We start from the raw sequence: 26,093 nt of genomic DNA, 5'->3' as shown, positions 1-26,093 counted from the left end.
AGGAGGACTTTAAATTGAAAATTGGAATCATTGGTGCAACCGGAAAAGCTGGAAGTCTTATCTTGAAAGAAGCGGTAAGCAGGGGACATGAAGTAACTGCAATTGTAAGAGATGCTGCAAAACTTAAAGAGGAAAAGATTTCAATCATTGAAAAAAATATAATTGATCTTACATCGGATGATCTAAAAAAGTTAGATGTAATAGTTAATGCCTTCGGTGCTCCATTAGGAGAAGAACAGGCACATGTAGATGCTGGCCGGGCATTAATTAGGGCATTAAAAGGAACGGGTACAAGAGCTGTAATTGTAGGTGGAGCAGGGAGTCTTTATGTAGACGAAAATAAAACTGTCAGTGTAATGGATACACCTGATTTCCCGGAGATTTTTATTCCAACAGCTAAAGGGCAAGGTCGTAACTTGCAAGAACTAAAGGAAACTTCTGATATTAACTGGACATTTATCAGTCCTTCAGCGGTATTTGACCCAGACGGGAAAAGAACTGGATTTTATCAGTCGGGAAAAGATCATCTTCTTGTGAATTCGAAAGGCGAAAGTTATATCAGCTATGCAGACTATGCAATTGCAGTATTGGATGAAATCGAAAATCCAAAACATATAAATGAACGCTTTACAGTTGTTGGAGAAGCTGAATAAGTGATTGAGTAGAAACAAAGGGGTACCATTAGTGTCATCGCTAATGGTATTTTCCTTCTAAGAATGTACGGAGACATTGAAAACTTTGCAATCAGAGTAGCTGATTATTTTTTGAAAAAGGGGATTTATCACGTTTAGAGCTTTTGTAAACCCACTCGTTTTCGTGAGTGGGCTTTTTAAAAATACACCTATCAACATGATATTTATTATTAAGTACGGTAAGGGGTCAGTCAAAACTTCATAATGTCACTTTCGAATAATATCGATTAAACTTGATTGAATAGATCAAGACATAAATAACGATTAGTGCGGCAAATGTGTTTAGAACAATGGTTTTATAACAGAAAACACAGTTTCACTTTATTGAGGGCCCAGCGGGTGAATAACCCGTGGAGGTTCAAGTCCTCTCGGCCGCATCCCAATGATACCAAGGGTTTTGACACTTTTGTTGTAAGTGCATGTGGCATTAAAAAAGTGCTGACCTCTGCACAAAATCTTTGCGCGAGTCTGCACTTTTATTCTGCAAGATACACTGCCCATTATCATCGATTATGGGCGTTTATTTAATCCGTTCTTACCCGAGCTGATACCTGGCTTTTAGAAGTTTTTTTTAAGTGGGTAAAACCAACAAATTTTTTGCCTTCTTCATCCCATAGGCGGAACTTTAACGACTTAATACTTGTTGCCAGTGTGATGGTCGGAACGTTTTGCAATGGTTCAGTGTTGTTATGCACGATTTCAAGCTTATAGTTTGGGACTCTTGGGCTTAAATGATGAACATGATGGAAACCGATATTGCCTGTTAACCATTGCATGACTTTTGGAAGCTTATAAAAAGAGCTTCCTTCAACGGCTGCTTTTACATATTCCCAATGCTCATCTTCTTCGAAATATGAATCCTCAAACGTATGCTGAATATAAAACATCCAAATTCCAAGGGATCCCGATATCATAAAAATTGGCGTCTGGACCAGCAGAAAGGTTTGCCAGCCGATAGCCCAACATAAAAGTGCTGCCAAAGCGACGATCCCCAGGTTTGTTACATATGTATTCATCCGTTCTTTGCGTTTTGCTCCTTTACGATTAAAACGATTGGTAATCCCGAAGACGTAAATCGGTCCGATAATAAACATAACAAACGGATTTCTGTACAAACGGTACATTATTTTGTCTTAGTTGAGGCTTCTTTATATTCCTCAACAGTCAGTACCCAAATATCGCCCGTACCGCGTTTGTCCAGGTTGCTGCTTGTCGCATGATGGACAGAATGATCGTGTGCCCAATGATCAAACGGATGCAGAGTCAGAATTCCTGTTATTGTTCCAAGGATTCGATTCGCCTTTCGGTTCTTAAAAAAGGAATAGTGGCAGCAATCATGAAAGATGATGAAGGTTCTTACTAAAAAACCTGCCGCAACGACAGAAATCGCTGATGTAAGGAAATAAGAAATGGACAAGCTCTTATATGCCAAATACCATAGCAGGAAAAATGGCACCAATGTGTTAATGATTTGACATATACTTTTTTGTAAATCGGACTTTTCATAGGGTGTAACCAGTTTTCTCAAAGTCCTTAGGTTTTGTTCATTCATTTTTTAAAAATTTCCCCTTCCCTGATGTTCTTCTATGTATCGAAAACGTTTGTCTTTGAAGTCACAGCGTCATACACCATAGATGATAAGTATCTTTCCCATTTGTTTGTGAAATTATTGGAAATGAGATACTTTTTTCCAGGCCGATTAAATCTTTATTAGCAGAACCAGCCGGAATACAAAAGGTGTATGAAGATTATACCCAGCTCTTTATCGGGCCAAACTCTCTCCATGCTCCCCAATGTGAATCGGTTTATTTAGACCGTAAACTTTGATTGTTTGAGGAACAAACATGACAAGTTAATACCGTTAAAATAGAGGTATACCTGAGTGATCGTTTGGAAACATCTGCAGAAACAAAGCTATACCAGTGAACAGCCAAGAATATTTTGTACTTGAACAAGAAACAGCTGAGCTTTTTAAAGAAATCTTTAACAATCAATATGAAGTACTGGGTTTGAAGGCACTCGTGATTCATTTTCACGGTGTTTTCAAACCATAGCTATTAATAGGCATCTTATTTTGCACTGGTATCGACAGGTTTAACAAATAAAACATGAATGAACACATTATTAATTTGCAGTTATTTCCGTTTCGTGCTATGATAAAGGAGAATTATTTTTGTTCGTGTAAAGGATAGTATGAATATCGACTTTTCGTCTTGATGATACTTTGGGCAAGGATAGTAATACAATGTGTAACACACTAGGAGGCAACAAAAATGGAACAAGGTACAGTTAAATGGTTTAATGCAGAAAAAGGTTTTGGATTTATCGAACGTGAAAATGGAGACGATGTATTCGTACACTTTTCTGCAATCCAAAGTGACGGATTCAAATCTTTAGACGAAGGTCAAAAAGTAACGTTTGACGTTGAGCAAGGTGCTCGTGGAGCTCAAGCTGCTAACGTTCAAAAAACTGCTTAATCTTCAATCGTTTATACAAACAGGCTCTTTATATAGGGCCTGTTTTTTTATGTTCTCTGTATCATACTGAATAAAAAACCCTACTCAACGTTCGAGTAGGGACAGTTGCTACAAGGTAAGAAAAAGGTTTAAAACCTCAAAGGATTGTTTACAGTATAACATACCGGATTGACGATATGTGGAATATATATAAATGATTTGTTTTTATGTTCTCAATATAACTGTATGTTATTCTTTGTTACATTTCGCATATCTCTTTTATGAAAAGAAGATAAACAACTGCTATTCACTGTGGGAGCAGATGTAAGAAATTCTTAAAGATAAAGAGGAGAGTGGTTGTTTTTTCTTCTGGAAATAATCACTTAGACCTAAAACAATGAAAGCCCTGCCTCTCTTCCATCCTTACGGCTCCATGTCCGTGCCAGTGTGAATCAGGATTACAAAAATCAAGTGACTATTTCATCGAGAATTCAAATGTTCGTTGAAGAAAAAAATAAAACAGATTAGATTGTAGGAATAATAAAAGAGGTTAATGTTCTAAAAGTAAGTTGAAGAAGTTAAGCGTCTTTGAAATATTTTAATCGTAATATTCCGAAAACTCGTGGGTGCTTTTTGGAATGCAAAACATTATTTAAAATTAACCTTAGCAGAAACTTTTTATTTGTTTTTCAGTGATTCCTTTAATGACTTCCAGTTCACTAATCAAAAATTCATATGCATTATCCAACATTTTTTTTTCGCTTGAATTAAGTGCTTTTTCTTTCTTCATTCGCATTAAATCACGTACAACTTCAACGCCTTCTTGTATTTCACCCGTTTTTATTTTGTTCGTGTTTACTACATACCTTTGCTTCCATGGCAGTAACCTATCTGATTCTCCATGCTGAAAAATGTGTAAAATGTGTTTTAATGCACGTATATCAGTAACTGGCCGTATATTTGAACTCAATATTTTACGCGTTGGAATCATAACTGTCATATTACTGATTGACATTCTTATGACATAATACTGTTGTTTTTCCTCTAAGAATTGTTTTTCTTCTATGGCTTCAATTGTACCTGCTCCGTGCATTGGATAAACAATGTTATCGCCAATTTGAAACATATAATCCACCTCCATATATGGGAACTTAACTTAAGGTTACCATATATGGAGTGAGATATCAAATTTTTAATGATAACATGGTCATTTATTGGTGTCAATAACTTTTTTAAAAAAACAAGAGGGAACCTGTCGGGGTCCTAAAAAAGGAAAGATCAATTGGTCCGTGTATATCTTGGAATCTCGACTAATTAACAGAAATCAGTTTTTCGTTGAAAATGAGTTATTAAATCTCCTTTAGGAGTTCATGACTTGACATCAATGACACTTTACTAATCTATATGGGCACAATTTAATCACCGATTTTTAACCATAATTCATGAAAACATATAGAAGTGATGAAAGTGGAGGATAGAGAGTGTAATGAAAACAAGATTTCATAACCTTAATGTATCTGCCATTCTTCTGCGTGCGGCGGAATTAGATATGATAATTCGATTAATGAAATGATAAAATAGGAGAAGACAGCCAAAAAGAAATGAGAGCAGATTCAGATGAGAAACACAAGAATAACTCATCGTGATCGTATTCGTACACATTTTTACAGAGGAGGACAATTATGATTGGAATACTGGCAGGAATGGGGCCAAAATCTACTGGGCCATTTGTAGATAAGGTAGTAGACGAGTGCCAAAAAATATATGGAGCAATACATGACATGGATTTTCCTCATATGATGATTTATTCCTGTCCGACTCCTTTCTATATGAATAAACCTCTCAATCATACGGACATGGAAAAGGCAATTATTCAGGGGGCTGTAAAGCTTGAAAAAACGGGTGTTGATTTTATTGCCATCCCATGTAATACCGCACATATCTATTTTAATCAAATAAAAAAATCGATTTCAGTCCCTTTACTAAACATGGTTGATGAAACCATAAAAAAAATACCTAAAGGCTCAAAAAAAGCAGCTCTTTTAGCCACCGTTCCTACGGTTCAATCTGGAATATTTCAAGAAGCGTTAAACAGAGAAGGTTATGATTTTTTACATCAAGATAGTTGGCAAATCTATGTCGATCACATAATAGAAAAGATTAAACAAGGTCAAATCGATAAGGCTGGTACATTATATGATGAATTACACCGTGAATTAGCAGAAAAGGTTGATACGGTTATCATTGCATGTACGGATTTAAATATGGTCACGGATCAAAAAAGAAGCGGACTTACCTTTGTTGATTCATCAGCTTGTCTCGCTCAAGCCATTGTAAATAAGTATGTATTATTAACAAAATAAGTCACCTGATTTATCAGTAAATTCAGGGCGCTTCTTTTTTCCGTTAAAGCGCCCGGCTTCGGCAAATACATGATCCTCGAGTTACTTCTTTGAATGTAACTTCCCCGTGTTATTGTTCTTTTAACATTGAATACTTTCGATACGCTTTAAAGAAACTGCAGCCAAATAGAACAGTCATAAGGGCGGGAAGCGACCTCAAAAGGGCAAATGGAGTTTCAAATAAAAATGCTTTCCAAAACATTGCGCTTTCCATACTCCACAGACCTTCAGTTAAATATAAACCTGAATCCTTGTAAATCAAATAAGAATAAAACAAGCACAGTAAACCAAAACAAGATGAAAAACTCATTAGTCTTTTATAATAATTACTCTTTGATTGGCGATCCGAGAAGATTTCATTTTGATCATCATCTTCTTTTTGCCAATATCGAGTTCCGCTAAGCCATGGGCTGTTTATATAACTCCAGCCGAAGTCTTCATAGATCTCTTTGTAGTCTTTGAACTTTTTCTTTGATAAATAATCTTGATAATCCAGTCGCATTACATATTTTTTGTCGGTTTTTTTGAAAGTGTATATTCCTAATCCGCTGATATTTGTACAGTGATAGCCTTTTTGTAGGTGCTCGTTCAGCCATTGCTCCTCTTTTTCAATATCAAAAAACATCTTAAATTTCTTCATTCGATTCACTTCCTTCGTACAGGGATAAAATATGAAGTAATCTGTTTTGTTCCATTTTCAAAATGGCGCTTCCTTCCGCAGTTATCATATAAACTTTTCTCCGGCCCGATTCTCCAACAGGTTCAATCCAGCCATGCTTATTCAAGTTTTCAATCGCGCCGTATAATGTGCCGGCTGCTAAAATAACAGTTCCGTTACTCATCTTTTCGATCTTCTGCATGGCAGCATAGCCATGAAGCGGCTCCCGCAGAGCTAATAAAATATAATGCATGGTTTCAGACAGCGGTAATAATTTATGTTTCATATCCTCATCCTCTATTCAGTCTGACTATATAGTTAAACTTAATACAGTTCAACTGAATAGTCAATGGTCTTTTCAAAATTTGTCAAGGAACTTGAAAATCAAATCTAAAAAGTCGCTTTTCTTACGTAATGGGAAGCGACTACTGAGTAGTCCTATTCAATTAAATGGCCCGATTGTTGGATGTAATGCTTAACTTCAGTGCTTGAAATGCCGGGTGGTAATAAGCTAAGCTTTCACTTTATCGAATGCCCAGCGTATAAACACCCCGTAAAGGTCCAAACCCTCTCGGCCGCATTAATAATACCAAGGGTGTTGAGTCCCTTGGTATTTTTTGTTCATTGAATTATTATAAACTTCTAACTTAGTTAATGGCTGTCGTTCCAGTTTTTCTCTATAAATGTATTCGCAGGCTGTAAGTTGGTTTTGTTCGCAATTTCAATGACAGCGGGAACCACGGAAGGGTCTGTTTTGGAGAAGTTAGGAATCCGCGGATCTAACCGGAAAAAGCGATCTCCCAGCAGATTCGCGCTGACCATGGATTCATAGTAGCCATTTCCGCCGGAGATCATCTGAAGAAATGGCAGTAAAGGTTCATTAGGCGACCTGTCCAAAAGGACTCCCCAATTTGGAGGAAGGTTCTTCAGATTTTCGGGACGTATGTTATCCGCACTTACCATTCCCCATCCCCTCGTATCTCTTCTTAACCGAGTCGGGGCTTCACCTGTCCCGATGGATAGCGCCGCAATTTGATCCAATGGCACGTTGGCTTTACCAACCGCAAACGCGATACTGGCCGTACTGGGGTTCGTTGCCACTACATATCCGTCCACGTAGTTTTGATAGGCGCGCTGTGTCGCGGGAGCACCGCTGCTCCGCAGTATGACATCACTCACTTTCTCATTTAAATAGGGAGAGCCGGGAAAGTTGTGAAATAATACGGGCGTCCAACGATCCAGTGCCGGGGAGTATAATTTGAATGAAGGGACAACAATTCGTTTTCTTACATCTTTAAGACGAAGGCCTGGCGGGAAAAAGTTTCGTACCGCTTTAATAAAACCGGAATATGGTAATTGCTGATTGAAAACAGGTCCGCCCGGCCGGGAAGTGCTGAATGCGGGCAGGATTTCATCCTCAAAATACTGAAGTGTTTCCTTCGGAGATCTTCCGCTTGCTAATGCCAGGGCAGTAAATGAACCGATTGAATTTCCCGCAAATACATGGGTTCGGCTTATTAATGCCGGATTTTCTTCAGCCAGTCTGTTCAATAGTTGTAAACTTAAAGCACCTAATGTACCGCCCCCGTCAAAGGTCATGATCCGATATTTTGCCAAAGCTGATTTCTCCTTTCTGATGAAAACTATCATTCAGTATATGTTCAGCCAGAGTCTATTGTATGGATGAATGAATATCTCTTTATCTTAAAATTGTTCGATTTATCAATCTAGCGAGTTGTTTCTCACCATTTTTAACACCGCGTCTGTCAATGATGTGGATGGGACTATTTATTTAGAGGCGAAAGGAATATATCTTTAATTTTTTGAGGCAGCTCATGAAGGTATTCCTGGAAAGAAGGAGAATAGGTTATAAAAATAAAAGGGGGAAAAATATTTGAATACGATTGACCTTATCGTTTTACATTTTGAAGAGGTGAGACGGCGAAGCATCAAGTTATGGACAGCTATACCTGAGGAAAAAATGGACTGGCGCCCGGATTCCGAAGCCATGTCGTGTAAAGAAATGATAAGACACATATTAGAAGCAGAATTTCTTTATCATCAAATTTTAATGAAAAATATGAGTGAGTTTTCAGAGGAAACTATTAATCCTTATGAATCAAAAATGTTTACCACTGTAAGCGAAGAATTAGAATTTGCAAAACCGTATCGGGCCGAGTTTTTGACATTCATCAAATCGTTAAACGAAACAGATTTAACAAATATAAAGATTGACAGGTCTGATGTTGGATATATTCGCGAACTAGGAGACATGTTATTAAGAATCGCTTACCATGAGTCCGTACATACCGGTCAGCTTTTAGACTATCTCAGAACTGCTGAGGTTGACAGGCCTTTAATTTGGGACTAGTTAAATGATTGAGTTTTACACGGGAAGGGGAAAGAATGGAATATAAACCGATTAATTTTCAAGAGAAATTAGCTGCGTTCCAAGATCAATGGTTTCCAAAAGTAATCGCTGAAATGAATGATTATCAATTTAAACTTGTTAAGGTACAAGGGGATTTTGTTTGGCATAAGCATGACGAAACAGATGAAGTCTTCATTGTCATTAAGGGTAATTTAATCATTGAATTTCGTGATGGAGAAGTAAAATTAAATGAAGGTGAAATGTTTGTCATTCCGAAAAATGTTGAACATAAACCTTATGCAGAATCAGAGTGTAACATTTTGCTTGCAGAACCTAAAGGTGTTGTGAATACCGGGCAGGAAATAACTGATCAAACAGCTGAAAATGATGTCTGGGTCTAGCCTGTAACAAAAAACGATCAAAACTCCGAAAGATTGAATGACGATTAGAGAAAATGATCAGGAAAACCAATTAAGAATGATTTAAGGTTAAATATTGAAAAATTTTGTTATTATTATAATACATTGTTTGGAAATGTAATCATTTTATAAGGAGTTTTCTAATTGCGTTGGAGTAAATGGTTCAATATTTTTTGCATAGCAGCATTGGGATCAATATATGGCTATAAATTGTTTACTAACCAAGAAGTCAGTACGGCTCGTTTGATCATAGCTGCTGCAATTATCTTGTGGAACATTGTCGGACTTTTTAGCAAAGAACCAGTAAAACAAACACAGCAAGCAAACTAAAAGTCAAAAACACAAAAAGTTGGTAAAGAAGGATGCTGCAGCGCGCAGCATCCTTTTTCGCAGTCTCCCTTTTTACGCTGCTTAATATAATCGTCAAAATCATTCAAGCATCCAGAATCTGTTTGTATCGATAAATCAAAATTGCCCTAAAATGTGCCGGTTCATCATAATACCAGTCCAAGCTGCAGTTATTTATTTACATAGTATGTAAAGATTGAAAAATGAGAGAAGGAGTGGCGTAATGTATTATAACGAAGGTGAAGATCAACAGTACGTTCAGAAGAAAAAGCCATACAACGAAGCCTGTGACCTTGGCCATGATTTTGATATGGCGGACGATGAAGCAAGAGCGGAAGCAGCAAGAGAAGCAGAAGCGAGAGCCAGAGCGGAAGAGGCAATAGCAAGAGCGGAAGAAGCAAGAGCCAGAGCAGCAGAAGCAAAGGTAGAAGCGGCAAAATTAGCAGCAAAAGCGAAATGTAAAAAACGTCATAAGAAAGAGAAAAAACAGGATTGCAAACGTAAGCACAAGAAGAAAAAATAAGAGCTTTTCATCATGTGAAAGATAAGATTCAATGTGTATTGATGTTATCCGTACAGGGGTGCAAAAACGATAAAGAATAAGATTCTTGTCGGGGGATCAAACAGAAAGATTGCTCAGCAGAACCACGCATGGCAGGGCAAACATAATGTTCTATGGACTTCCATAGTTTGGTCGGGATATCACGCCAATAAATGTAAGTGCCTATCATGATAAAAAAGGCAGGAGAGACAAGAGTTTCGGCAGCTTGCCGCTCTTGTCTTTTTTTGTTTTCAAATCATCTTCGCGTATATGTGTCTATTTATAAGTTTGCAGAACATCTGTCTAAGAATTTGTCCAATTCCTACATATACTGGTATCGGAATCAAATGCTTATTGGGAGTGAAATAGATGGGATCAGCACAGTTAACGGGACGCGTCATCTTCAAAGGGGACCCCGGCTATACAGAGGCGGTTAAGAATTGGAACCCTTATGTTGATGTCTGTCCGCTTGTCTTTGTTTTTGCACAAAATTCATACGATGTAAGTAATGCTATTAAATGGGCTCGTGAGAAGAATGTGCCTATGCGTGTCAGAAGCGGCCGTCATGCTCTGGATAAAAATCTTTCCACGGTAAGTGATGGGATTGTTATTGATGTGAGTGACATGAATAAAGTTTTCTTAGATGAAAAAAACGCGGTAGCAACCGTTCAAACCGGCATTCACGTCGGCCCGCTTGTAAAAGGTTTAGCTCGGGAAGGTTTTATGGCCCCGTTCGGAGACAGTCCAACCGTCGGAATCGGAGGAATCACAATGGGAGGCGGATTTGGAGTGCTTTCCCGATCGATCGGCCTGATAAGCGATAACCTTCTCGCACTGAAAATGGTAGATGCCAAAGGCAGGATTATTCAAGCAAATCAATCCCGCAATGAAGATTTACTGTGGGCTTCCAGAGGCGGCGGGGGAGGCAATTTCGGATATAACACCCAATATACGTTCAAAGTTCACCGTGCCCCTAAAACCGCAACCGTCTTTAATATTATTTGGCCGTGGGAACAGTTAGAAACGGTATTTAAAGCGTGGCAAAAATGGGCGCCGTTTACAGACGAACGATTAGGATGCTACCTTGAGATTTACAGCAAAGTAAATGGCTTGTGCCATGTGGAAGGATTGTTCCTCGGTTCAAAACCAGAGCTGGTTCAATTATTAAAACCTTTATTAAATGCCGGAACGCCGGCACAAACAGTAATCAAAACACTATACTACCCGGATTGTATAGATTTCTTAGATCCTGACGAACCGATTCCCGGCAGATCTGATCAGAGTGTTAAATTCTCCTCGGCGTGGGCGCTCAATCTTTGGCCGGAAGAACCTATTGCAGTAATGAGACAATTTTTAGAAAAAGCGACCGGGACAGAAACCAATTTCTTTTTTATCAATTGGGGCGGGGCGATAAGCAGAGTTCCAAGCAGTGAAACAGCCTTCTATTGGCGCCGGCCATTGTTTTATACGGAATGGACGGCCAGTTGGAAAAATAAATCACAAGAAGCTTCGAATCTTGCATCAGTTGAAAGAGTGCGTCAGCTGATGAAACCATATGTAACAGGTTCATATGTGAATGTTCCGGATCAAAATATCGAGAACTTCGGAAAAGCATATTATGGCTCAAACTTTGCAAGGCTTCAAAGAATAAAGGCGAAATACGATCCCGAAAATGTATTCCGTTTTCCGCAAAGCATCCCGCCATCGTATAAATAGTTTGATCGTTTTGGGAAACAAAATAAAATGCTGCGTTTGCATTCTGTTGGAACACACCAGAACATTCAGGTGTGTTTTTATTGTTGCTTTCATTTCTGAAATGTGGTTATTCACTTATACCCCAGTGCGGATTCCAAACGATTTCCCATAAGTGTCCATCGGGGTCTTGGAAGTGACCGGCATATCCGCCCCAAAAAGTATCATGAGCGGGATCAGTTATCGTTGCTCCTGCCGTTATGACTTTATCGACTTCAGTTTTACTGCTGACGTTATGTCCTCATGTAAATTCCGCAGTACTTGGAGCAGTTAACGTAACGTTTGATTCATGTGCGATATTTTTGCGGTCCCAAAGGGCAAGTCCCGTTTGCAAGTCAAAAAAAGCAGCTGCGCCATGTTCAAATTCTGTACAGGCTATTCCTTCTGTAGGCAGACCCAAGCCATCCCGATAGAAGTGCAGCGATTTTTCTAAAGTAATTACTGTAATCCGCGGCTTCATAGCAATCATTGATTAAGAGCAATATAAAGTATTGGACATTTCATCGAAAATATTTTGACATTTCAGTAAAGAACCTATATATTCATATATGAGCACATAATCATATAAGATTATTTTTGTGTCCATGTTAGAATGCTTCATAACAGAAAAGAAATAATAAATGCAGTGTATGAGATAAGGAGGAGATTTTTATGGGTCACAATCACAATCACGCTGGCGGATCCAATAGGAAGGTTTTATTGATCTCTTTTATCGTGATTACAGGTTATATGATAATAGAAGCGATAGGCGGATTTTTAACCAATAGTTTAGCGCTTTTATCAGATGCAGGCCATATGCTGAGTGATTCAATCTCATTAATGGTTGCTCTGATTGCTTTTAAATTGGCCGAAAAAAAGGCAAGTCATCATAAGACATTCGGCTACAAACGATTTGAGATTCTTGCAGCTGTGATAAACGGTGTTGCATTAATATTGATTTCCCTTTATATCATTTATGAAGCAATCAAACGTTTCTCTCATCCGCCGGAGGTAGCAACAACCGGAATGCTGACGATTAGTATCATCGGGTTAGCTGTAAATATATTGGTCGCTTGGATTATGCTGAACGGCGGAGATACAAAGAATAACCTGAACATAAGAGGGGCTTACTTACATGTGATAAGTGACATGCTCGGATCTGTAGGTGCGATACTGGCTGCGATCCTTATCATCTTCTTCGGGTGGAGCTGGGCAGATCCAGCGGCCAGTGTCATTGTGGCTATTCTTGTTCTGAGAAGCGGTTACCATGTGACGAAAGACTCCATCCACGTATTAATGGAAGGAACTCCGGAAAATATCGATGTCACTGACATCATTCATACAATTGAAGAGACAGAAGGAATTCAAAGCATTCATGATTTGCACATATGGTCTATCACAAGCGGATTGAATGCTCTTTCCTGCCACGCTGTTGTTAACGATCAACTGACCATTTCAGAAAGCGAAAGTATATTACGCAAAATTGAACATGAACTTGGAGATAAAGGCATTACACATGTAACCATTCAAATGGAAACAGCAGCGCATAATCACGACAATACGATTCTTTGTCAGGCCCAAACTGAGAATCCGCGTGACCATCATCATCATTAATAGGGGTTCACTTTGTCTTCTGGCAATTAAGCTAAAACCGCGGGGGGATTCATATGTACGACACGATAGTAATCGGAGCTGGTCAGGCAGGAATCTCAGTAGGATATTATCTAAAGAAGTCGAAACAAAAGTTTATCATTTTGGATAAAAGTCATGAAGTGGGAGAAAACTGGAAAAACCGGTATGACTCATTGGTTTTATTTACTTCTCGAATGTACAGCTCTTTGCCTGGAATGCAGCTTGAAGGAGACAAGCATGGACTCCCTTCAAAAAATGAAATTGCTGCTTATTTGAAAAAATATGTTGAAAGATTTGAAATCCCGATCCAATTACGAACAGAAGTAATAAGTGTCCAAAAATTAAAGAACTATTTCTTAATAAGAACAAGCCGGGAAGAATATCAAACGAAGAATCTTGTGATGGCCGCAGGTCCTTTTCATACCCCTAACATTCCATCAATATCAAGGGATGTAGCCGATCATATTCATCAATTACATTCTTCACAATATAAACATTCAAAACAACTGGCGCCTGGGAATGTACTGGTCGTCGGCGGCGGGAATAGCGGGGCTCAGATAGCTGTTGAATTATCCAAAGAAAGAGTTACATATTTGGCTTGCAGTAATAAACCGGCTTATTTCCCTTTATGGATTGGAAAAAGAAGCATCTTTTGGTGGTTTGATAAATTTGGAGTTTTACGTGCAAGTCATACATCAATATTAGGCAAGTTCATTCAAAAGAAAGGCGACCCCATCTTTGGGTATGAATTAAAACATGCAATAAGACAGAAGAAGATCATCTTAAAACAAAGAGTCATGGCCGGAAAGCAAAATGAAATCTTTTTTAAAGACTCATCTTCATTAGAAGTAAACAATATCATTTGGGCAACTGGTTTTAAGAATCCGCTTTGTTGGATGAAAATAGAAGGTGTTTTGGATAAGGAAGGCCGAATTATACATCACCGGGGTGTTTCATCTGTGGAAGGATTGTATTTTATTGGTTTGCCTTGGCAGCATAGGCGAGGTTCAGCGCTGCTTCAAGGTGTAGGAAATGATGCTGAATACATTGTAAAACAAATGAACGGTGGATAGACTGAGGAGAGCAGTAACTTATGTGTTTACTGCTCTTTTTTGTGTTGATTAAGTCCGGTTATGTGACTGTGTAAAGCCGAAAAAATCTTTTGGCTTAATTAATAAGAAGATCCCTGACTCATTGATTGTGCAACATTCTGACGTACTTCCCGAGCTAACTGCGCGGCACGTAAGGAAGCCTGCCAAATAGCCGGACTCACTGCAGATTGACTGATGGATAATGCCTGTTGTGTGGCTGGAACCATTGGTCTTAGGAGATTTTCCGCCTCGTCTACAGATGACACGTATTGGTGACCGGCTGCTCTTCGCAGGTCTGCTATCGCTGCGGGGAAGTTTGACCATAGACGAAGTATTGAATTCATGCAGCCAACCATAAGAGGAAAATGAGGAGCCCGGCCTTGTCCGGAGGCGAGAAGCTCTGCCGCGCCTAGAGCGGAATAAACGTGATAGCTCAACGGAGTAAGATATTTCGCGTGTACAATATGAAGTTCTCGTAATCCCCAAGTGTCTGGAAGAAATCTGAATTCTGAACTCATACCGCATCCCAGGGCGAGTGCTCTGCTGACAGCCTGCAAGTGTTTCACTACCGCAGCCATTGATTGTTGAAAGGAGGATGAGTGTATTGGAATTTGTTGAATCGCAGATAAATGGCTTCGCATTTTATGATTTGCCTGACTTAAATCAGGCTGCTGTCTGTAATCATATACATAATACGGATAATAATAATACATATCTATACTCCCTTTATGAATGACTTTTAGGAGCAGGATATGCACCCAGATTGTTTTTGATAAGGGCATGTGCCTAAATTATCCATCAGTGCAACTATTTTAGTTCGCGCATATTCAGTTTGAACTAAATGGATTCACATGGAGCGCGTGCTTCACTCCTCGTTCAGACTCACTAATTTAATTCTTTCAAGCAAAAGTCGAAATAGCCCAAATAACAAGCCAGAAAACACACTATCTCTTGGTTGTCGGGACTGGTGAGTGCATACCCCGGGCAGGTTCAAGTTTCTCGGCTGCATCAGTGTTATCAAGAGTTGCAGACCTTTGGTATTTTTTATGCAAACGGATTTTGTGGCCAAAACGTTTCTGCTAACTTAAGTCTTTTAGGCTGAACAAGGGAATTCCTTAGTGTGGCACACTCTCATTACAAAAAGCATAGGATAATATCACAAAAATTTAAAATTGCGGGGATGAAAAATGTATTATATACCTTTTTCGCATCAATGTTATTATTGTGTGAATGTACCGATGTATAGCGATGGAAGATCTGTTTATTGGACTGTTCCAAATAACTATGGTGATTTGCGTCCTTCATACGAAGATAGAAACCTTCTCTTGAAAGATTATGGACCAAAACCATTTGTTGTGAATATCAATAAAGCCGCAAAACAAAACAATACGTTCCGTACGGCCCTATGGACAGGAGAGCATTTTCAAATTACTTTGATGAGTCTTGGTATTGGAGAAGATATCGGTTTGGAGATCCATCCTCACGTAGATCAATTCTTACGGATTGAGCAAGGCCGAGGGATAGTTAAAATGGGCAAGAGTAAAAATAATTTAAGTTTCCGAAGAAATGTCTATGATGATTATGCCATTGTTGTCCCTGCCGGCACTTGGCACAATGTTATTAATACGGGTAATACGCCGTTAAAACTATATTCAATTTATGCTCCTCCCAACCATCCGTTTGGTACAGTTCATGTGACAAAGGCCGATGCAGCGGCTGCGGAAGATTAGTATAGGATTCCAGAGGACTTTGCTGCTGCAAAGACTATAGAAAAAATGGTATTGGGACAGCATGATGAAATGGCTGAAACACAAAATATTAACGTTTCAGCTTGTCATAGTGCAGTTGATGCGATGCTTTATTCCACAACTTTTTAACAGCAAATGTGGTTTTTTGTCTGACCATTTTAATTGATTGGCAGTCAGTGAAAATAAACAATCCGCAGGGAATTTGCAGTGAATTCCTTTTTTATCCTGATAAGGCGGATGTAATGTCAAGGTTTCTGTTTCTCTTCAAACCATTTGCTGATACGGCTTCGCGGAAGAAAATGCCATGCTTTATTATGATTCATTCATCAATTGACTTCATATTATTTCATTTGATAACATAAAATGGTTATTGTGATTGAAAAAAAGATACCCGTTTTTATAAAAAAAGGAGTCATAACGTTGCTGAAAAGGTTTTTTCTTGTTTTTCTTACACTGATAATGTCTATATTTGCTGTATTCGCGGCTGCTGAAGAGTCTCCCGGCGATCGTGTCATTTCTTTTGACGAGCCTATGATTTTATTGATCTCACTCGGAATCATCTTATGTTTGTTCATTCCTCCATTCGTCATGTCCTTTTTTGGCAGTTTGGTTGTGAGAATCATATCCGGAGTCTATCAATGTTTTATCGTCCTCACGTTTGCGGGGCTCATTCCGATTGGATTTCTGATCCCCAATGGCTTTTTGACAATTCTTGCTGCCGTACTGGGGACTTTGGTCAGTTCAGCCAGTGTGGCCGTGACCTTATTCGTTGGCAGGACAGAGAACACAAGTAAACTTTCATAAGCGGTTTTGACAACAATAACCCGCGTTCCAAAAACACCAAGTGTCACAGACCCTTGGTGTTTTTTAATTCCGGAAGAAAAGAAGGTATAATGAGCGGGGAAGAGGTGTCAGCCAATGAAAATAACCAGAGAAACATTAGAAAAACAGCAAATTTGGATATATGGTGTGACTCTTGTGATCGGAGGAATAGCGGGGATCGCCGGGAAAGATTCAGGACTTCGCTGGGGATGGACGATATCACCGCTTATCGCTGTTCTCATGTATGCCATGTTTGCCCAAATCCCATTCTTGAAGCTGAGGGAAGCCATGTCAAACCTCAAGTTTATGGCGGCTTTACTGATCGGTAATTTCTTAGCTGTACCTGTCGTTGTATGGGTGTTAACCGCCATTTTTCCTCAATCTCCTCCTATATTATTAGGGGTTTGTTTGGTATTGCTTACACCTTGTATTGATTACGTCATCGTCTTTACTCAGCTCGGCAAAGGAAATGAGAGATTAATACTGGCTTCCACGCCGGTTTTGTTCGCCGTTCAGATGATATTGCTTCCGTTATACCTGTGGCTGTTTATCGGGAAAGAAGTGATAGGGGCTGTTCATGCGGGACCGTTTCTGGAAGCATTCTTATGTTTAATAGCGGGACCGCTGCTGGCGGCAGTGATGACACAATTGTGGGCTGATAAGAAGCCGGCTGGAGAAAAGATGTTAGAGTGGACGGCGTGGCTGCCTGTTCCTTTTATGGCTCTGGTCTTACTGGCGGTCGTCGCCACACAAATCGGCAAGGTCATCAGTGATGCTGACATCATTATACGTGTGATCCCAATCTATCTGTTATTCCTGCTCATTATGCCGTTTGTTTCCAGGTTTATCGCATATGCGTTCCGTCTGGATACAGGCGAAGGAAGAGCATTGATCTTCAGCACGGGCACAAGAAATTCTCTCGCAGTCCTTCCGTTAGCGCTGGCTTTGCCGGATGCTTGGGCCTCATTAGCCGCCGCTGTTATCGTCACACAGACGATCGTTGAATTGATAGGCGAATTGGTTTATATAAAAGCGGTGCCCGGCTGGCTGCTGAAATAAAAAATAATCTGAACAGAAAAAAACATACCAATAGATATTGGTATGTTTTTTATGTGAATTATAAAGTTGAAATATCAATGACGAAACGGTAGCGGACATCGCTTTGGAGAACCCGTTCGTACGCTTCGTCAACTTGATTGGCGGGTATCACTTCAATTTTAGGAGCAATGCCGTGCTCGGCGGCGAAATCAAGCATCTCCTGAGTCTGCGGAATACCGCCGACGAGTGAACCCGCAATGCTGCGGCGGCCCGTGATTAAGGAGAACACACTGTATGAGTCCGGCTTAGCTGGCGCTCCCACATTTACCAATGTACCGTCAATGCGAAGCAGAGATAAGTAGGCATCTACGTCAAGGTTTGCGGATACTGTATTTAAAATAAGATCAAATCGTCCGGCCAGCTCAGTAAATGTATCCGGATCGCTTGTTGCAAAGTAGTGATCGGCTCCAAATTCAAGCGCTTCGTCTTTTTTGTTCATTGAGCGGCTGAGGACGGTGACCTCTGCGCCTAAAGCGTGCGCGAATTGAACGGCTAAATGTCCGAGCCCACCCATTCCGACAATCGCCACTTTTTTGCCGGGGCCGGCATTCCAGTGTTTCAGCGGAGAATACGTGGTAATGCCCGCGCACAATAGCGGGCTGGCAGCATCCAAATCCAGCTGATCGGGAATCCGGACAACGAATCTGTCAGTGACAACTATTTTCTGGCTGTAGCCGCCGTACGTAGGGTTTCCATCGTAGTCCAGGTTATTATAAGTTTGAACAACGCCTTTTGTGCAATATTGTTCGTCTCCGTTAAGGCAGTATTCACATTCCCCGCAGGAGTCTACAAAACAGCCGACACCCACACGGTCGCCGACGGCAAATGTGGTGACTTCTTCACCCACGGCTTCCACAACTCCGGCAATTTCGTGCCCGGGAACCATAGGAAAGATTCCGCCGCCCCATTCATCGAATGCACTGTGGATGTCTGAGTGACAAATCCCGCTGTACTTAATATCAATCAGGATATCGTGGGGCCGTAATGCTCTTCTCTCAATCGTCGTTCGTTCAAATTTAGCTTTTGCATGCGGAGCGCTTAATACACGAGTCGGATGATTATTACACATGGTTATCTTCCTTTCCAAGATAAAATGATGAATCCTCTGTTCGATTTTACTTTAAATGTTAAAGCGGACTTTAAGTCAAGGAGTTTGGTTTATTTTTTTATGAAATGATATTCTATAATGGCAAGCTTATGAAAGGTATGAAGGACGGGTGGTATGAATATGAAGATTGCGCAGGCTGCAAAGCAGGTTGAGTTATCAGCCGCAACGCTTAGGTATTATGAAAGTATAGGACTGATTCCTCCGGTAAAACGCGATGAAAGCGGCATTCGCGATTATGATGAAGATGATGTGAATTGGATTCAATTTATAAAATGCATGAGAAGTGCCGGGCTGTCGATAGAGGCGCTGATTGAATATACCGCTTTATTTATTGAAGGAGCCGATCATACGATTGAACCCCGAAAAAACATCCTGATAAATGAAAGGAAAAGGCTGACGGAGAAACAGAGGGAAATTGATGAAACCATAAAACGATTAAACAGGAAGATTGAGGATTACGAAGATATCCTTGAAAATGAAGCGAAACTTAAAAACAGATTGAAAGCTGAATGTATTTCTGAATGAAGAGAAGGTGTCCCGGACGCCGGTCCGCATGAAATGTACCAAGGGAAACGAGCTTTGGTTTTTTTATTTTCTAAAGAGTGGAAACAAAACAGCTTTTTCTATCTTATCAATCTTTACTTATCCTTTTTTCAGCTTGACTTTTTTACTGCAGACTTTTAAAGTGTGAAATGTTGCTTAGACTGTGATTAGCGACTTTAATGCTGAAAAGAGGTGGTTTACCCAGATGAACAATAAAAAGAACCCTTGGGCGTTATTGCCTTTAGTCTTATTCGTAGGGCTTTTTGTCGGCTCTGGTCTGGTGACCGGAGATTTTTATAAATTGCCGATCTTGATTGCCGCGATCATTGCGTCAGCTTTTGCGCTGTTATTTAACCGGAAGAAATCGCTCAATCAAAAAATAGAATGGTTCGCTTCCGGTGCGGGACATCCTGATATTATCATTATGGTTATGATTTTTATATTGGCAGGTGCCTTTGCTTCAGCGGCTGAAGCGATGGGGGCGGTGCATTCAACTGTCAATCTTGCTTTGAGCGTTATTCCGCAGCAGTTTTTGCTGCCGGGGCTGTTTATCATTGCTTGTTTTATTTCTATATCGATGGGAACATCAATGGGCACGATTGCGGCGGTTGCGCCGATCAGTGCGGGTCTGAGCGGAGAGCTTGGCATCTCCGGCGCGATTACGATGGCGGCTGTGGTCGGCGGAGCTATGTTTGGAGATAATCTTTCTTTTATTTCCGATACGACCATCGCGTCAGTCCGGACGCAAAAAACACAAATGATGGATAAATTCAAAACGAACTTTCTGATTGTTTTGCCCGCTGCCATTGTGACTGTTATTATCTTATTTTTTATTCCGGCAGGCCACGCCGTCCATACGGGAACTGCATCTTACAGCTGGATTAAGGTGCTTCCTTATATCGCCGTGTTGGTTTTTGCGTTAATCGGTATTAATGTGATGGCTGTCATATTCGGCGGATTGGTTTTGACGGGAATCATCGGATTAGCGGGCGGCAGCCTGACGCTTGACTCTTATTTTAAGGCGATTACGGATGGAATTGCCGGAATGAGCGATCTGATCATCCTGTCCATGCTGATCGGCGGGATGGTCGGCGTGATGAAACAAAACGGCGGGATCGACTTTTTACTGGAGTTCATCACGAAACGAATCCGTTCGAAAAAAGGCGCCGAAGCCGGCATTGCCGGACTGGTCAGCGTGACGAATCTGGCTGCGGCCAATAATACGATCTCCATTATCGCAGCCGGGCCGATTGCAAAGAATATCGCTGATAAATTCAACATCGACAACAGAAAATCGGCAAGTATTCTGGATATCTTTTCGTGCATGATTCAAGGATTGATTCCTTACGGCGCGCAGCTGTTATCAGCCGGAAAATTCGGGAATATTTCACCAGTCAGCATCCTGCCATACTCTTTCTATCCCGTTTTAATCGGAATCTGCGGCATCGCCGCCATCATATTTGGACTGCCGAAATTCACAAGAAATACGAAATAAAAAAAGGCGCCGTTCGGCGCCTTTTTTCTTTCATGACAGCCAAGCATTTCTCAAAAGCTGTACGCCCTGTGTGATCTGATCCGTATCGAGATGGGCGAAACCTAACTTTATGATCGGCGGTTCAGGCTTTCCGGCAACGAAATAAACGGCGGTAGGATATACCTTCACTCCGTACTGAAAAGCGCGTTCGATTAATGTTTCTTCTGTATAGTTCAGGTGAACTCTCACCAATATATACAATCCCGACTGCTCGCCGATGATCGTCACATGACCGCCGAACTGCTGCTTTACATGTGAAATCAAGTGCTGCATTTTTCGCCTGTAAACAATGCGCACGCGCTTAATATGGCGGGTCCATTCACCGGCCTTCATCAATTCAGCCATGGTCAGCTGGTTAAGCGAAGAAGCGGTGCTTTCGAAATGAATAAACCGTTCTTTATACCGGTGCAAAAGGCGCTGCGGCAAAACCATATAGCTTATGCGGATGCCCGGAAGAAAGGATTTTGAGAAATTCCCTAAATAAATCACCCGGTCTGATTGAATGGAAGCAAGAGCGGGAAACGGCTGCTGTGTATAACGGAATTCACTGTCATAATCATCCTCAAGAATATAACCCTCTCTATGATTCACCCAATTGATCAGAGTTTGGCGCTGCTGAATGGACATGCTTACGCCGTAAGGGCTGTGATGGGATGGGGTCACATAGATTAATTTTTCTTTCATTGCATGTAATTGAGAAAAATCAGCTCCGTTTTCATAGACAGGCATCGTTTTCAGAGATAGCCCGTGAAATTGAAAAGCCGCTCTGGCACCGTCAAATCCCGGGTCTTCAACGATCATTCCCGAAAAATCCTCTTTCAGAATCCGGCTGAGATATATCAGCATCTGCTGCGTGCTGCTGCCGATGATAATGGAATCCGCATCTGTTTTCACTCCGCGGGATTCCAAGAGATAAGCGGCAATTTGTTCACGCAGGTCTCTCTCGCCGAACGGTTCACCGTACAGGAAGCTTTTCTCTGATGTCAAAACTTGATTGTATAATTTTCTCCATGTTTTCAGAGGAAAATGCTTTTGATCGACGGCTCCGGCGCGAAAATCAATCAGGACGGGCTGAGTTGATTCGGTTTTCTCAGCGTAAACAACATCGTTTTCTTTTTGAAATATAGAAGGTTCTACTTCATTTACAAAATAACCTTTGCGTGTTTCTCCGCGAATGTATCCCTCCGCTAAAAGAAGATCATAAGCCATCAGCGTTGTATTACGGCTTACCCGCAGGGAATCTGCCAGCTCCCGAATCGAAGGCAGCCGCTCATCTGCCTGAATATTTCCCTGCTCAATCAATGTTTTAAATTGCTCGTAAATTTGTTTGTATTTCGGGGTGTCGCTTTCGAAAGCGAAAATCATATTTTTCATCAGATGTCCTCCTCTGACATGTGTATTTATTCCTAACTGTACCTTTTTAAATGTCAGGTGATATCTTATTATAGCGGAAAGCGCTTTATCAATCCATGTTCGAGAGGAGAGTTTTGTATGTATATTCCGGCTCCATTTCAGCTGAGTGAAGCTCAAGCGTGCGATGTCATCAAAGAGTATGGTTTCGCAGCATTGTTTTCAACGGCGGAAGGCATGCCGTATGCAACCCACCTGCCATTGATGATGAGTAAGGATAACGAATGCTTATACGGTCATTTTGCATTGCCGAACCCCCAATGGAAAGAGATTGATGGCCAAAACGTGTTAGCCGTTTTTCAAGGGCCTCATTGTTATATCTCGCCTAAATGGTATGAGACGAATCAGGCTGTTCCCACATGGAATTATGTGGCGGTTCATGTTTACGGAGAGGCGGAGCTTTTGGATGAGGAAGAAACCGTGCAGTCGATGAGTGATCTCGTATTGAAATACGAAAGCCCCGACAGCCCGTACAAATTAGAGGATGTCGATGCGAAATTGCTGGCAGGCATGAACAAAGGGGTAAAAGGCTTTAAAATCAAAATCAGCAAAATAGAGGGGAAAGCAAAGCTGAGTCAAAATCATTCAGCTGCAAGACAAGGGCTGGTCGTACAACAGCTCAAACAGATTCCTCATACAAACGAACAGCTCATTTCCGGCTTGATGGAAGAAAACATCAAACGGATCACTGCGAACAACTGACAAGCATGTTAAAAACATACCGGCAGCATGCGGTATGTTTTTTCAGGTTATGAAGCTTTTCTCAGGATGAATAACGACTCAAACAGCACATAAATCAACGGCGCCATTAAAATGAAGAAAGAATGAAAAATAGCATACGGTATGAGTAAGTAAACGATAAGTTTCAATAGAATGGTAGACGGTTTATTGAATGTCCAGCGGTTCTTCAAGATATCAGTCATACAAGCTAAAACAAGGCCGACCGTCAAATATCCGGCTGCTATGTACAGATAAATAAAAAGGTAATACGGACGAAACGAGAGCTAACAAAAGGTGTTTATATAAATACTTCTTCATGTGTTCACCTGCCTATGGCGCAATTATTTCTTAACATATTATGACATGGTTTTACCGCTGCTGAAAGAATTGGAAGTCCGGCTATGTGAGCGGGGCGTAAAGAATCAATATCATCTTTTCATGAATCCGGATTTTTTGTTCGGATGGATGTAAAGAAGAATACACCAAAAAAAGCCATCAGCTTGGTCCTGACGGCTTATTTTTGGGGAAAGGCTTATTTCTCCGTGGTGAAATAAAGCAATGCGATGACCGGAAAAGCGATTCCAATCCATAATGTGATACTCCACCCGCCTGAGGCGTATGCCCATCCTCCGATTGATGATCCTATAGCACCGCCCAGAAAGAAGATTGCCATAAATAATCCGTTTAATCGGCTGCGAAATTCAGGTGCCAACGAAAAAATGGCACGCTGACTGAGTACGAGATTGGCAGATACCCCCATATCCAACAGGATAGCTGCGGCCACCAGAACTGCTATTCCGACGGGGGAGCTGCTCTGAATCATGAGCGGGAGTAATAAAGAAACGATGACAACACCGAGAGCGATTCCGGTGGCAAGCCGGGTCAAGCCGCGATCAGCCAGACGGCCGCCTATCGGTGCAGCCGCTGCACCCGCAATGCCCGCTAATGCATACAGCGCGATTGCCTTTTGAGAAAAATGAAAAGCAGGGCCGGACAATAATAAAGGTACAGTCGTCCAGAACAAGCTGAAAGCCCCAAATACAAACGCATGATAAATGGCACGGCGGCGTAGGACCGGAGTTGTGCGCAGCAGCTTCCACATTGAACCGAGTAAGACGGTGTAGCTTGTGTTTGCTGTTGGTTTTCTGGCAGGAAGCACTTTTGATAAGACGATTGCCAGGACAACACTTAACGCGGCGGATAAAGCAAATATGGCATTCCACCCCCATATATCAGCGACCAGGCTGGATATCGGACGGGAAAGCATAATACCGAGCAGCAGGCCGCTCATCACATTGCCGACAACCCGGCCGCGTGCGGCGTCTGGTGCAAGGTATGATGCGAACGGAACTAGCACTTGGGCTGCAATTGATCCCAGTCCGATGAAAAACGCAGCGGCTAAAAACAGTGTTCCATGCTTCGCAAATGCTGTCAGTGTCAAAGCGGCTGCGCTTAGAAGAAGCGATACAACGACAAGTTTTTTGTTTTCGATAATGTCTCCCAAAGGGACGAGAAACAGTAAGCCGGCAACGTATCCGATTTGAGTCAGCGTGACAATCAATCCGGCGCTGCTTGGAGAAAGCCCGATTGCCGCACTAATGAATCCTGCCAAGGGCTGTGCATAATAAAGATTAGCGACAATGATACCGCATGCCGTTGCGAGAAGAAGGGTTAAACCAGGTGAAATTCCCTGATCTGCTGTTTGTTTGGTTTCTTTAGCCATATGAATGAACTCCTTTTTAAGTGGTTTTTATAATGCTTGATAAATGATTTGCTGATTCATCTCCTTTACGCAGAGGCTTTTGGAGTCTGTGTTTCATCAAGAATTCACTCAAGTGATTTTATAAACTAAACGTTTAGTTTTTTGTTATAAACAAATAATATACTAAACGTTCAGTTTTGTAAATGGGTTTATGTTTTCTTTTTTTATACAGGTTAAGTATACTGAACGTATCGTTTATAATTCGGGAAGGAATGATTCATGTGCAGAGTAAACGAGGACGGCCGCGCGATGAAGGAACACATAAGGCAATTCTTTCTGCAGCGTATGACCTATTGTTGGAAAATGGCTTTGACGCGGTGACAGTCGATAAAATTGCTGAGCGTGCCAAAGTGAGTAAGGCAACGATTTATAAATGGTGGTCAAACAAGGCTGCCGTTATCATGGACAGCTTTCTTTCGACCGCTACGGACAGACTGCCTGTGCCCGATACAGGATCAACAGTGCAAGATATATTGACCCACGCCACGAATTTAGCAAGGTTTTTGACGAGCCGGGAAGGAACCGTTATTAAGGAATTAATCGGTGCGGGGCAGCTGGATGCAAAATTGGCGGAAGAATATCGCACGCGATTTTTCCAGCCCCGCCGCCTCCAAGCGAAAGGCCTTCTGGAAAAGGGAATTCAAAAAGGTGAATTAAGAGAGAATCTTGATATTGACGTTAGCATCGATCTCATTTACGGACCGATTTTCTATCGCCTGTTGATCACAGGTGATGAGGTGAATGATTCTTATGTGCATGATCTGGTGATGAGTGCGTTTAAGGGAGTTCAAGCTACGTGAATAATCGCTCGAATCGGGTGCAAAGTATTTGTGCCTATGGGGCAGAAAATAATGAAAAGGCAGAACAAATTGTTCTGCCTTCTTCGCTCTATTTGCGAACCACCCGGCGGCCGCCACGCACGTATTCACCGCCGCAAGCCCTAATAACAGCCCGAAGAAAGGCTGGAGAAGCTGCAGAGCTGATTCGCGGGAGTTTCGTTGCCTGGG

Annotated in this window: 26 protein-coding genes and 4 pseudogenes; 18 read left to right on the top strand and 12 right to left on the bottom strand. The window is 41.2% G+C overall.

What is annotated here, in order from left to right; all coding sequences use genetic code 11:
- The first annotated feature begins 14 nt into the window (after positions 1-14).
- Entirely contained in the window at positions 15-653 is a 639-nt protein-coding gene (locus BXO87_RS16520) for an NAD(P)-dependent oxidoreductase (RefSeq protein WP_014416975.1), read from the top strand.
- Between the two features lie 563 nt (positions 654-1,216).
- On the opposite strand, the pseudogene desA reads toward BXO87_RS16520, so the two are convergent.
- Positions 1,217-2,244: pseudogene (gene desA, locus BXO87_RS16515) on the bottom strand (Delta(5) desaturase DesA).
- A gap of 113 nt (positions 2,245-2,357) precedes the next feature.
- On the opposite strand from desA, the gene BXO87_RS21305 reads away from it, so the two are divergent.
- A complete protein-coding gene (locus tag BXO87_RS21305) occupies positions 2,358-2,519 on the top strand; it encodes a molecular chaperone TorD family protein (RefSeq protein WP_123912789.1) in 162 nt (53 codons plus the stop codon).
- Between the two features lie 446 nt (positions 2,520-2,965).
- Complete coding sequence (cspC, locus tag BXO87_RS16510) at positions 2,966-3,169, top strand: cold shock protein CspC (RefSeq protein ID WP_003156143.1); 204 nt, start codon at positions 2,966-2,968, stop codon at positions 3,167-3,169.
- A 643-nt stretch (positions 3,170-3,812) separates the two neighbouring features.
- Here cspC and BXO87_RS16505 read toward each other — a convergent pair.
- Entirely contained in the window at positions 3,813-4,274 is a 462-nt protein-coding gene (locus BXO87_RS16505; protein WP_032870361.1) for a CarD family transcriptional regulator, read from the bottom strand.
- Positions 4,275-4,830: 556 nt separating this feature from the next.
- Between BXO87_RS16505 and BXO87_RS16500 the strand changes: the two genes are divergently transcribed.
- Positions 4,831-5,511: an aspartate/glutamate racemase family protein gene (locus BXO87_RS16500; RefSeq protein ID WP_038457046.1), complete on the top strand. Its 681-nt coding sequence runs from the start codon at positions 4,831-4,833 to the stop codon at positions 5,509-5,511.
- A gap of 109 nt (positions 5,512-5,620) precedes the next feature.
- Here the strand turns inward: BXO87_RS16500 and BXO87_RS16495 are convergent, their stop codons facing one another.
- The 3 genes from BXO87_RS16495 to cotR form a co-directional block, all read right to left on the bottom strand.
- A complete protein-coding gene (locus BXO87_RS16495) occupies positions 5,621-6,190 on the bottom strand; it encodes a DUF2812 domain-containing protein (protein ID WP_038457047.1) in 570 nt (189 codons plus the stop codon).
- Complete coding sequence (locus tag BXO87_RS16490; protein WP_015416893.1) at positions 6,177-6,494, bottom strand: PadR family transcriptional regulator; 318 nt, start codon at positions 6,492-6,494, stop codon at positions 6,177-6,179. Before BXO87_RS16490 ends, BXO87_RS16495 begins: the two co-directional genes overlap by 14 nt.
- A 365-nt stretch (positions 6,495-6,859) precedes the next feature.
- Positions 6,860-7,825: a sporulation hydrolase CotR gene (cotR, locus tag BXO87_RS16485; protein ID WP_014416989.1), complete on the bottom strand. Its 966-nt coding sequence runs from the start codon at positions 7,823-7,825 to the stop codon at positions 6,860-6,862.
- 277 nt (positions 7,826-8,102) lie between these two features.
- Here cotR and BXO87_RS16480 point away from each other — a divergent pair, with 277 nt between their 5' ends.
- From BXO87_RS16480 to BXO87_RS16460, 5 genes are all read left to right on the top strand, one after another.
- On the top strand, positions 8,103-8,579 hold the full coding sequence (locus BXO87_RS16480) for a DinB family protein (protein ID WP_038457051.1): 477 nt from the start codon (positions 8,103-8,105) through the stop codon (positions 8,577-8,579).
- Positions 8,580-8,614: 35 nt separating this feature from the next.
- Positions 8,615-8,980, top strand: a complete 366-nt coding sequence (locus BXO87_RS16475; protein ID WP_038457053.1) for a cupin domain-containing protein — start codon at positions 8,615-8,617, stop codon at positions 8,978-8,980.
- Between the two features lie 162 nt (positions 8,981-9,142).
- Positions 9,143-9,328 carry a hypothetical protein gene (locus BXO87_RS16470; protein WP_017419203.1) on the top strand — a complete coding sequence of 62 codons (186 nt, stop codon included), beginning with the start codon at positions 9,143-9,145 and terminating at the stop codon, positions 9,326-9,328.
- Between the two features lie 241 nt (positions 9,329-9,569).
- Positions 9,570-9,869, top strand: coding sequence for a hypothetical protein (locus tag BXO87_RS16465; RefSeq protein ID WP_032873045.1), 300 nt, complete (start codon positions 9,570-9,572; stop codon positions 9,867-9,869).
- 387 nt (positions 9,870-10,256) lie between these two features.
- Positions 10,257-11,603, top strand: a complete 1,347-nt coding sequence (locus BXO87_RS16460; protein WP_007609656.1) for an FAD-binding oxidoreductase — start codon at positions 10,257-10,259, stop codon at positions 11,601-11,603.
- Between the two features lie 106 nt (positions 11,604-11,709).
- On the opposite strand, the pseudogene BXO87_RS16455 reads toward BXO87_RS16460, so the two are convergent.
- A pseudogene (locus BXO87_RS16455) lies at positions 11,710-12,099 on the bottom strand (VOC family protein).
- Positions 12,100-12,290: 191 nt separating this feature from the next.
- Between BXO87_RS16455 and BXO87_RS16450 the strand changes: the two are divergent.
- Positions 12,291-13,232 (top strand): cation diffusion facilitator family transporter, encoded by a 942-nt coding sequence (locus tag BXO87_RS16450; protein WP_038457055.1) that lies wholly within the window; start codon positions 12,291-12,293, stop codon positions 13,230-13,232.
- A 53-nt stretch (positions 13,233-13,285) separates the two neighbouring features.
- Complete coding sequence (locus tag BXO87_RS16445) at positions 13,286-14,323, top strand: flavin-containing monooxygenase (RefSeq protein ID WP_038457057.1); 1,038 nt, start codon at positions 13,286-13,288, stop codon at positions 14,321-14,323.
- 98 nt (positions 14,324-14,421) lie between these two features.
- Here BXO87_RS16445 and BXO87_RS16440 read toward each other — a convergent pair whose 3' ends face one another.
- On the bottom strand, positions 14,422-15,054 hold the full coding sequence (locus tag BXO87_RS16440; protein WP_038457060.1) for a hypothetical protein: 633 nt from the start codon (positions 15,052-15,054) through the stop codon (positions 14,422-14,424).
- Positions 15,055-15,528: 474 nt separating this feature from the next.
- Here BXO87_RS16440 and BXO87_RS16435 point away from each other — a divergent pair, with 474 nt between their 5' ends.
- The 3 genes from BXO87_RS16435 (at position 15,529) to BXO87_RS16425 (ending at position 17,970) form a co-directional block, all read left to right on the top strand.
- Positions 15,529-16,071 (top strand): cupin domain-containing protein, encoded by a 543-nt coding sequence (locus BXO87_RS16435; protein ID WP_038457061.1) that lies wholly within the window; start codon positions 15,529-15,531, stop codon positions 16,069-16,071.
- Between the two features lie 438 nt (positions 16,072-16,509).
- On the top strand, positions 16,510-16,893 hold the full coding sequence (locus BXO87_RS16430; RefSeq protein WP_029326203.1) for a hypothetical protein: 384 nt from the start codon (positions 16,510-16,512) through the stop codon (positions 16,891-16,893).
- Positions 16,894-17,007: 114 nt separating this feature from the next.
- Positions 17,008-17,970 carry an arsenic resistance protein gene (locus tag BXO87_RS16425; RefSeq protein ID WP_038457062.1) on the top strand — a complete coding sequence of 321 codons (963 nt, stop codon included), beginning with the start codon at positions 17,008-17,010 and terminating at the stop codon, positions 17,968-17,970.
- Between the two features lie 58 nt (positions 17,971-18,028).
- Here the strand turns inward: BXO87_RS16425 and BXO87_RS16420 are convergent, their stop codons facing one another.
- Entirely contained in the window at positions 18,029-19,078 is a 1,050-nt protein-coding gene (locus BXO87_RS16420; RefSeq protein ID WP_007609682.1) for an NAD(P)-dependent alcohol dehydrogenase, read from the bottom strand.
- 159 nt (positions 19,079-19,237) lie between these two features.
- Between BXO87_RS16420 and BXO87_RS16415 the strand changes: the two genes are divergently transcribed.
- Together BXO87_RS16415 and BXO87_RS16410 are read left to right on the top strand one after the other, a co-directional pair.
- A complete protein-coding gene (locus BXO87_RS16415) occupies positions 19,238-19,642 on the top strand; it encodes a MerR family transcriptional regulator (RefSeq protein WP_007409338.1) in 405 nt (134 codons plus the stop codon).
- A gap of 223 nt (positions 19,643-19,865) precedes the next feature.
- Positions 19,866-21,155 (top strand): Na+/H+ antiporter NhaC family protein, encoded by a 1,290-nt coding sequence (locus BXO87_RS16410; protein ID WP_038457064.1) that lies wholly within the window; start codon positions 19,866-19,868, stop codon positions 21,153-21,155.
- 30 nt (positions 21,156-21,185) lie between these two features.
- Here the strand turns inward: BXO87_RS16410 and pdxR are convergent, their stop codons facing one another.
- Positions 21,186-22,568, bottom strand: a complete 1,383-nt coding sequence (gene pdxR / locus BXO87_RS16405) for a MocR-like pyridoxine biosynthesis transcription factor PdxR (protein WP_076851401.1) — start codon at positions 22,566-22,568, stop codon at positions 21,186-21,188.
- Between the two features lie 117 nt (positions 22,569-22,685).
- Here pdxR and BXO87_RS16400 point away from each other — a divergent pair, with 117 nt between their 5' ends.
- Positions 22,686-23,306: an FMN-binding negative transcriptional regulator gene (locus BXO87_RS16400; RefSeq protein ID WP_038457067.1), complete on the top strand. Its 621-nt coding sequence runs from the start codon at positions 22,686-22,688 to the stop codon at positions 23,304-23,306.
- A 47-nt stretch (positions 23,307-23,353) separates the two neighbouring features.
- Here BXO87_RS16400 and BXO87_RS21200 read toward each other — a convergent pair.
- A pseudogene (locus BXO87_RS21200) lies at positions 23,354-23,642 on the bottom strand (hypothetical protein).
- Positions 23,643-23,856: 214 nt separating this feature from the next.
- The gene (locus BXO87_RS16390; RefSeq protein ID WP_038457069.1) at positions 23,857-25,047 is read right to left on the bottom strand and encodes an MFS transporter; all 1,191 of its coding nucleotides are present in this window, start codon (positions 25,045-25,047) and stop codon (positions 23,857-23,859) included.
- A 260-nt stretch (positions 25,048-25,307) separates the two neighbouring features.
- On the opposite strand from BXO87_RS16390, the gene BXO87_RS16385 reads away from it, so the two are divergent.
- Positions 25,308-25,886: a TetR/AcrR family transcriptional regulator gene (locus BXO87_RS16385; protein WP_025650279.1), complete on the top strand. Its 579-nt coding sequence runs from the start codon at positions 25,308-25,310 to the stop codon at positions 25,884-25,886.
- A gap of 93 nt (positions 25,887-25,979) precedes the next feature.
- On the opposite strand, the pseudogene BXO87_RS21300 reads toward BXO87_RS16385, so the two are convergent.
- Positions 25,980-26,063 (bottom strand): annotated as a pseudogene (locus BXO87_RS21300) (hypothetical protein); the annotation flags it as partial.
- Positions 26,064-26,093: the final 30 nt, after the last annotated feature.

Source organism: Bacillus sp. GZB (assembly GCF_001975995.1).
Taxonomy (GTDB): Bacteria; Bacillota; Bacilli; order Bacillales; family Bacillaceae; genus Bacillus; species Bacillus velezensis.
The sequence above is the reverse complement of the archived record's forward strand: the minus strand, read 5'-3'. Positions and strand labels throughout refer to the sequence as shown.

Coding starts and splice junctions, on each gene's coding strand:
- cspC (WP_003156143.1), top strand. CDS start 2,966: ATGGAACAAGGTACAGTTAAATGGTTTAATGCAGAAAAAGGTTTTGGA.
- BXO87_RS16505 (WP_032870361.1), bottom strand. CDS start 4,274: ATGTTTCAAATTGGCGATAACATTGTTTATCCAATGCACGGAGCAGGT.
- BXO87_RS16500 (WP_038457046.1), top strand. CDS start 4,831: ATGATTGGAATACTGGCAGGAATGGGGCCAAAATCTACTGGGCCATTT.
- BXO87_RS16495 (WP_038457047.1), bottom strand. CDS start 6,190: ATGAAGAAATTTAAGATGTTTTTTGATATTGAAAAAGAGGAGCAATGG.
- BXO87_RS16490 (WP_015416893.1), bottom strand. CDS start 6,494: ATGAAACATAAATTATTACCGCTGTCTGAAACCATGCATTATATTTTA.
- BXO87_RS16475 (WP_038457053.1), top strand. CDS start 8,615: ATGGAATATAAACCGATTAATTTTCAAGAGAAATTAGCTGCGTTCCAA.
- BXO87_RS16465 (WP_032873045.1), top strand. CDS start 9,570: ATGTATTATAACGAAGGTGAAGATCAACAGTACGTTCAGAAGAAAAAG.
- BXO87_RS16460 (WP_007609656.1), top strand. CDS start 10,257: ATGGGATCAGCACAGTTAACGGGACGCGTCATCTTCAAAGGGGACCCC.
- BXO87_RS16450 (WP_038457055.1), top strand. CDS start 12,291: ATGGGTCACAATCACAATCACGCTGGCGGATCCAATAGGAAGGTTTTA.
- BXO87_RS16445 (WP_038457057.1), top strand. CDS start 13,286: ATGTACGACACGATAGTAATCGGAGCTGGTCAGGCAGGAATCTCAGTA.
- BXO87_RS16440 (WP_038457060.1), bottom strand. CDS start 15,054: ATGTATTATTATTATCCGTATTATGTATATGATTACAGACAGCAGCCT.
- BXO87_RS16435 (WP_038457061.1), top strand. CDS start 15,529: ATGTATTATATACCTTTTTCGCATCAATGTTATTATTGTGTGAATGTA.
- BXO87_RS16425 (WP_038457062.1), top strand. CDS start 17,008: ATGAAAATAACCAGAGAAACATTAGAAAAACAGCAAATTTGGATATAT.
- BXO87_RS16420 (WP_007609682.1), bottom strand. CDS start 19,078: ATGTGTAATAATCATCCGACTCGTGTATTAAGCGCTCCGCATGCAAAA.
- BXO87_RS16415 (WP_007409338.1), top strand. CDS start 19,238: ATGAAGATTGCGCAGGCTGCAAAGCAGGTTGAGTTATCAGCCGCAACG.
- BXO87_RS16410 (WP_038457064.1), top strand. CDS start 19,866: ATGAACAATAAAAAGAACCCTTGGGCGTTATTGCCTTTAGTCTTATTC.
- pdxR (WP_076851401.1), bottom strand. CDS start 22,568: ATGAAAAATATGATTTTCGCTTTCGAAAGCGACACCCCGAAATACAAA.
- BXO87_RS16400 (WP_038457067.1), top strand. CDS start 22,686: ATGTATATTCCGGCTCCATTTCAGCTGAGTGAAGCTCAAGCGTGCGAT.
- BXO87_RS16390 (WP_038457069.1), bottom strand. CDS start 25,047: ATGGCTAAAGAAACCAAACAAACAGCAGATCAGGGAATTTCACCTGGT.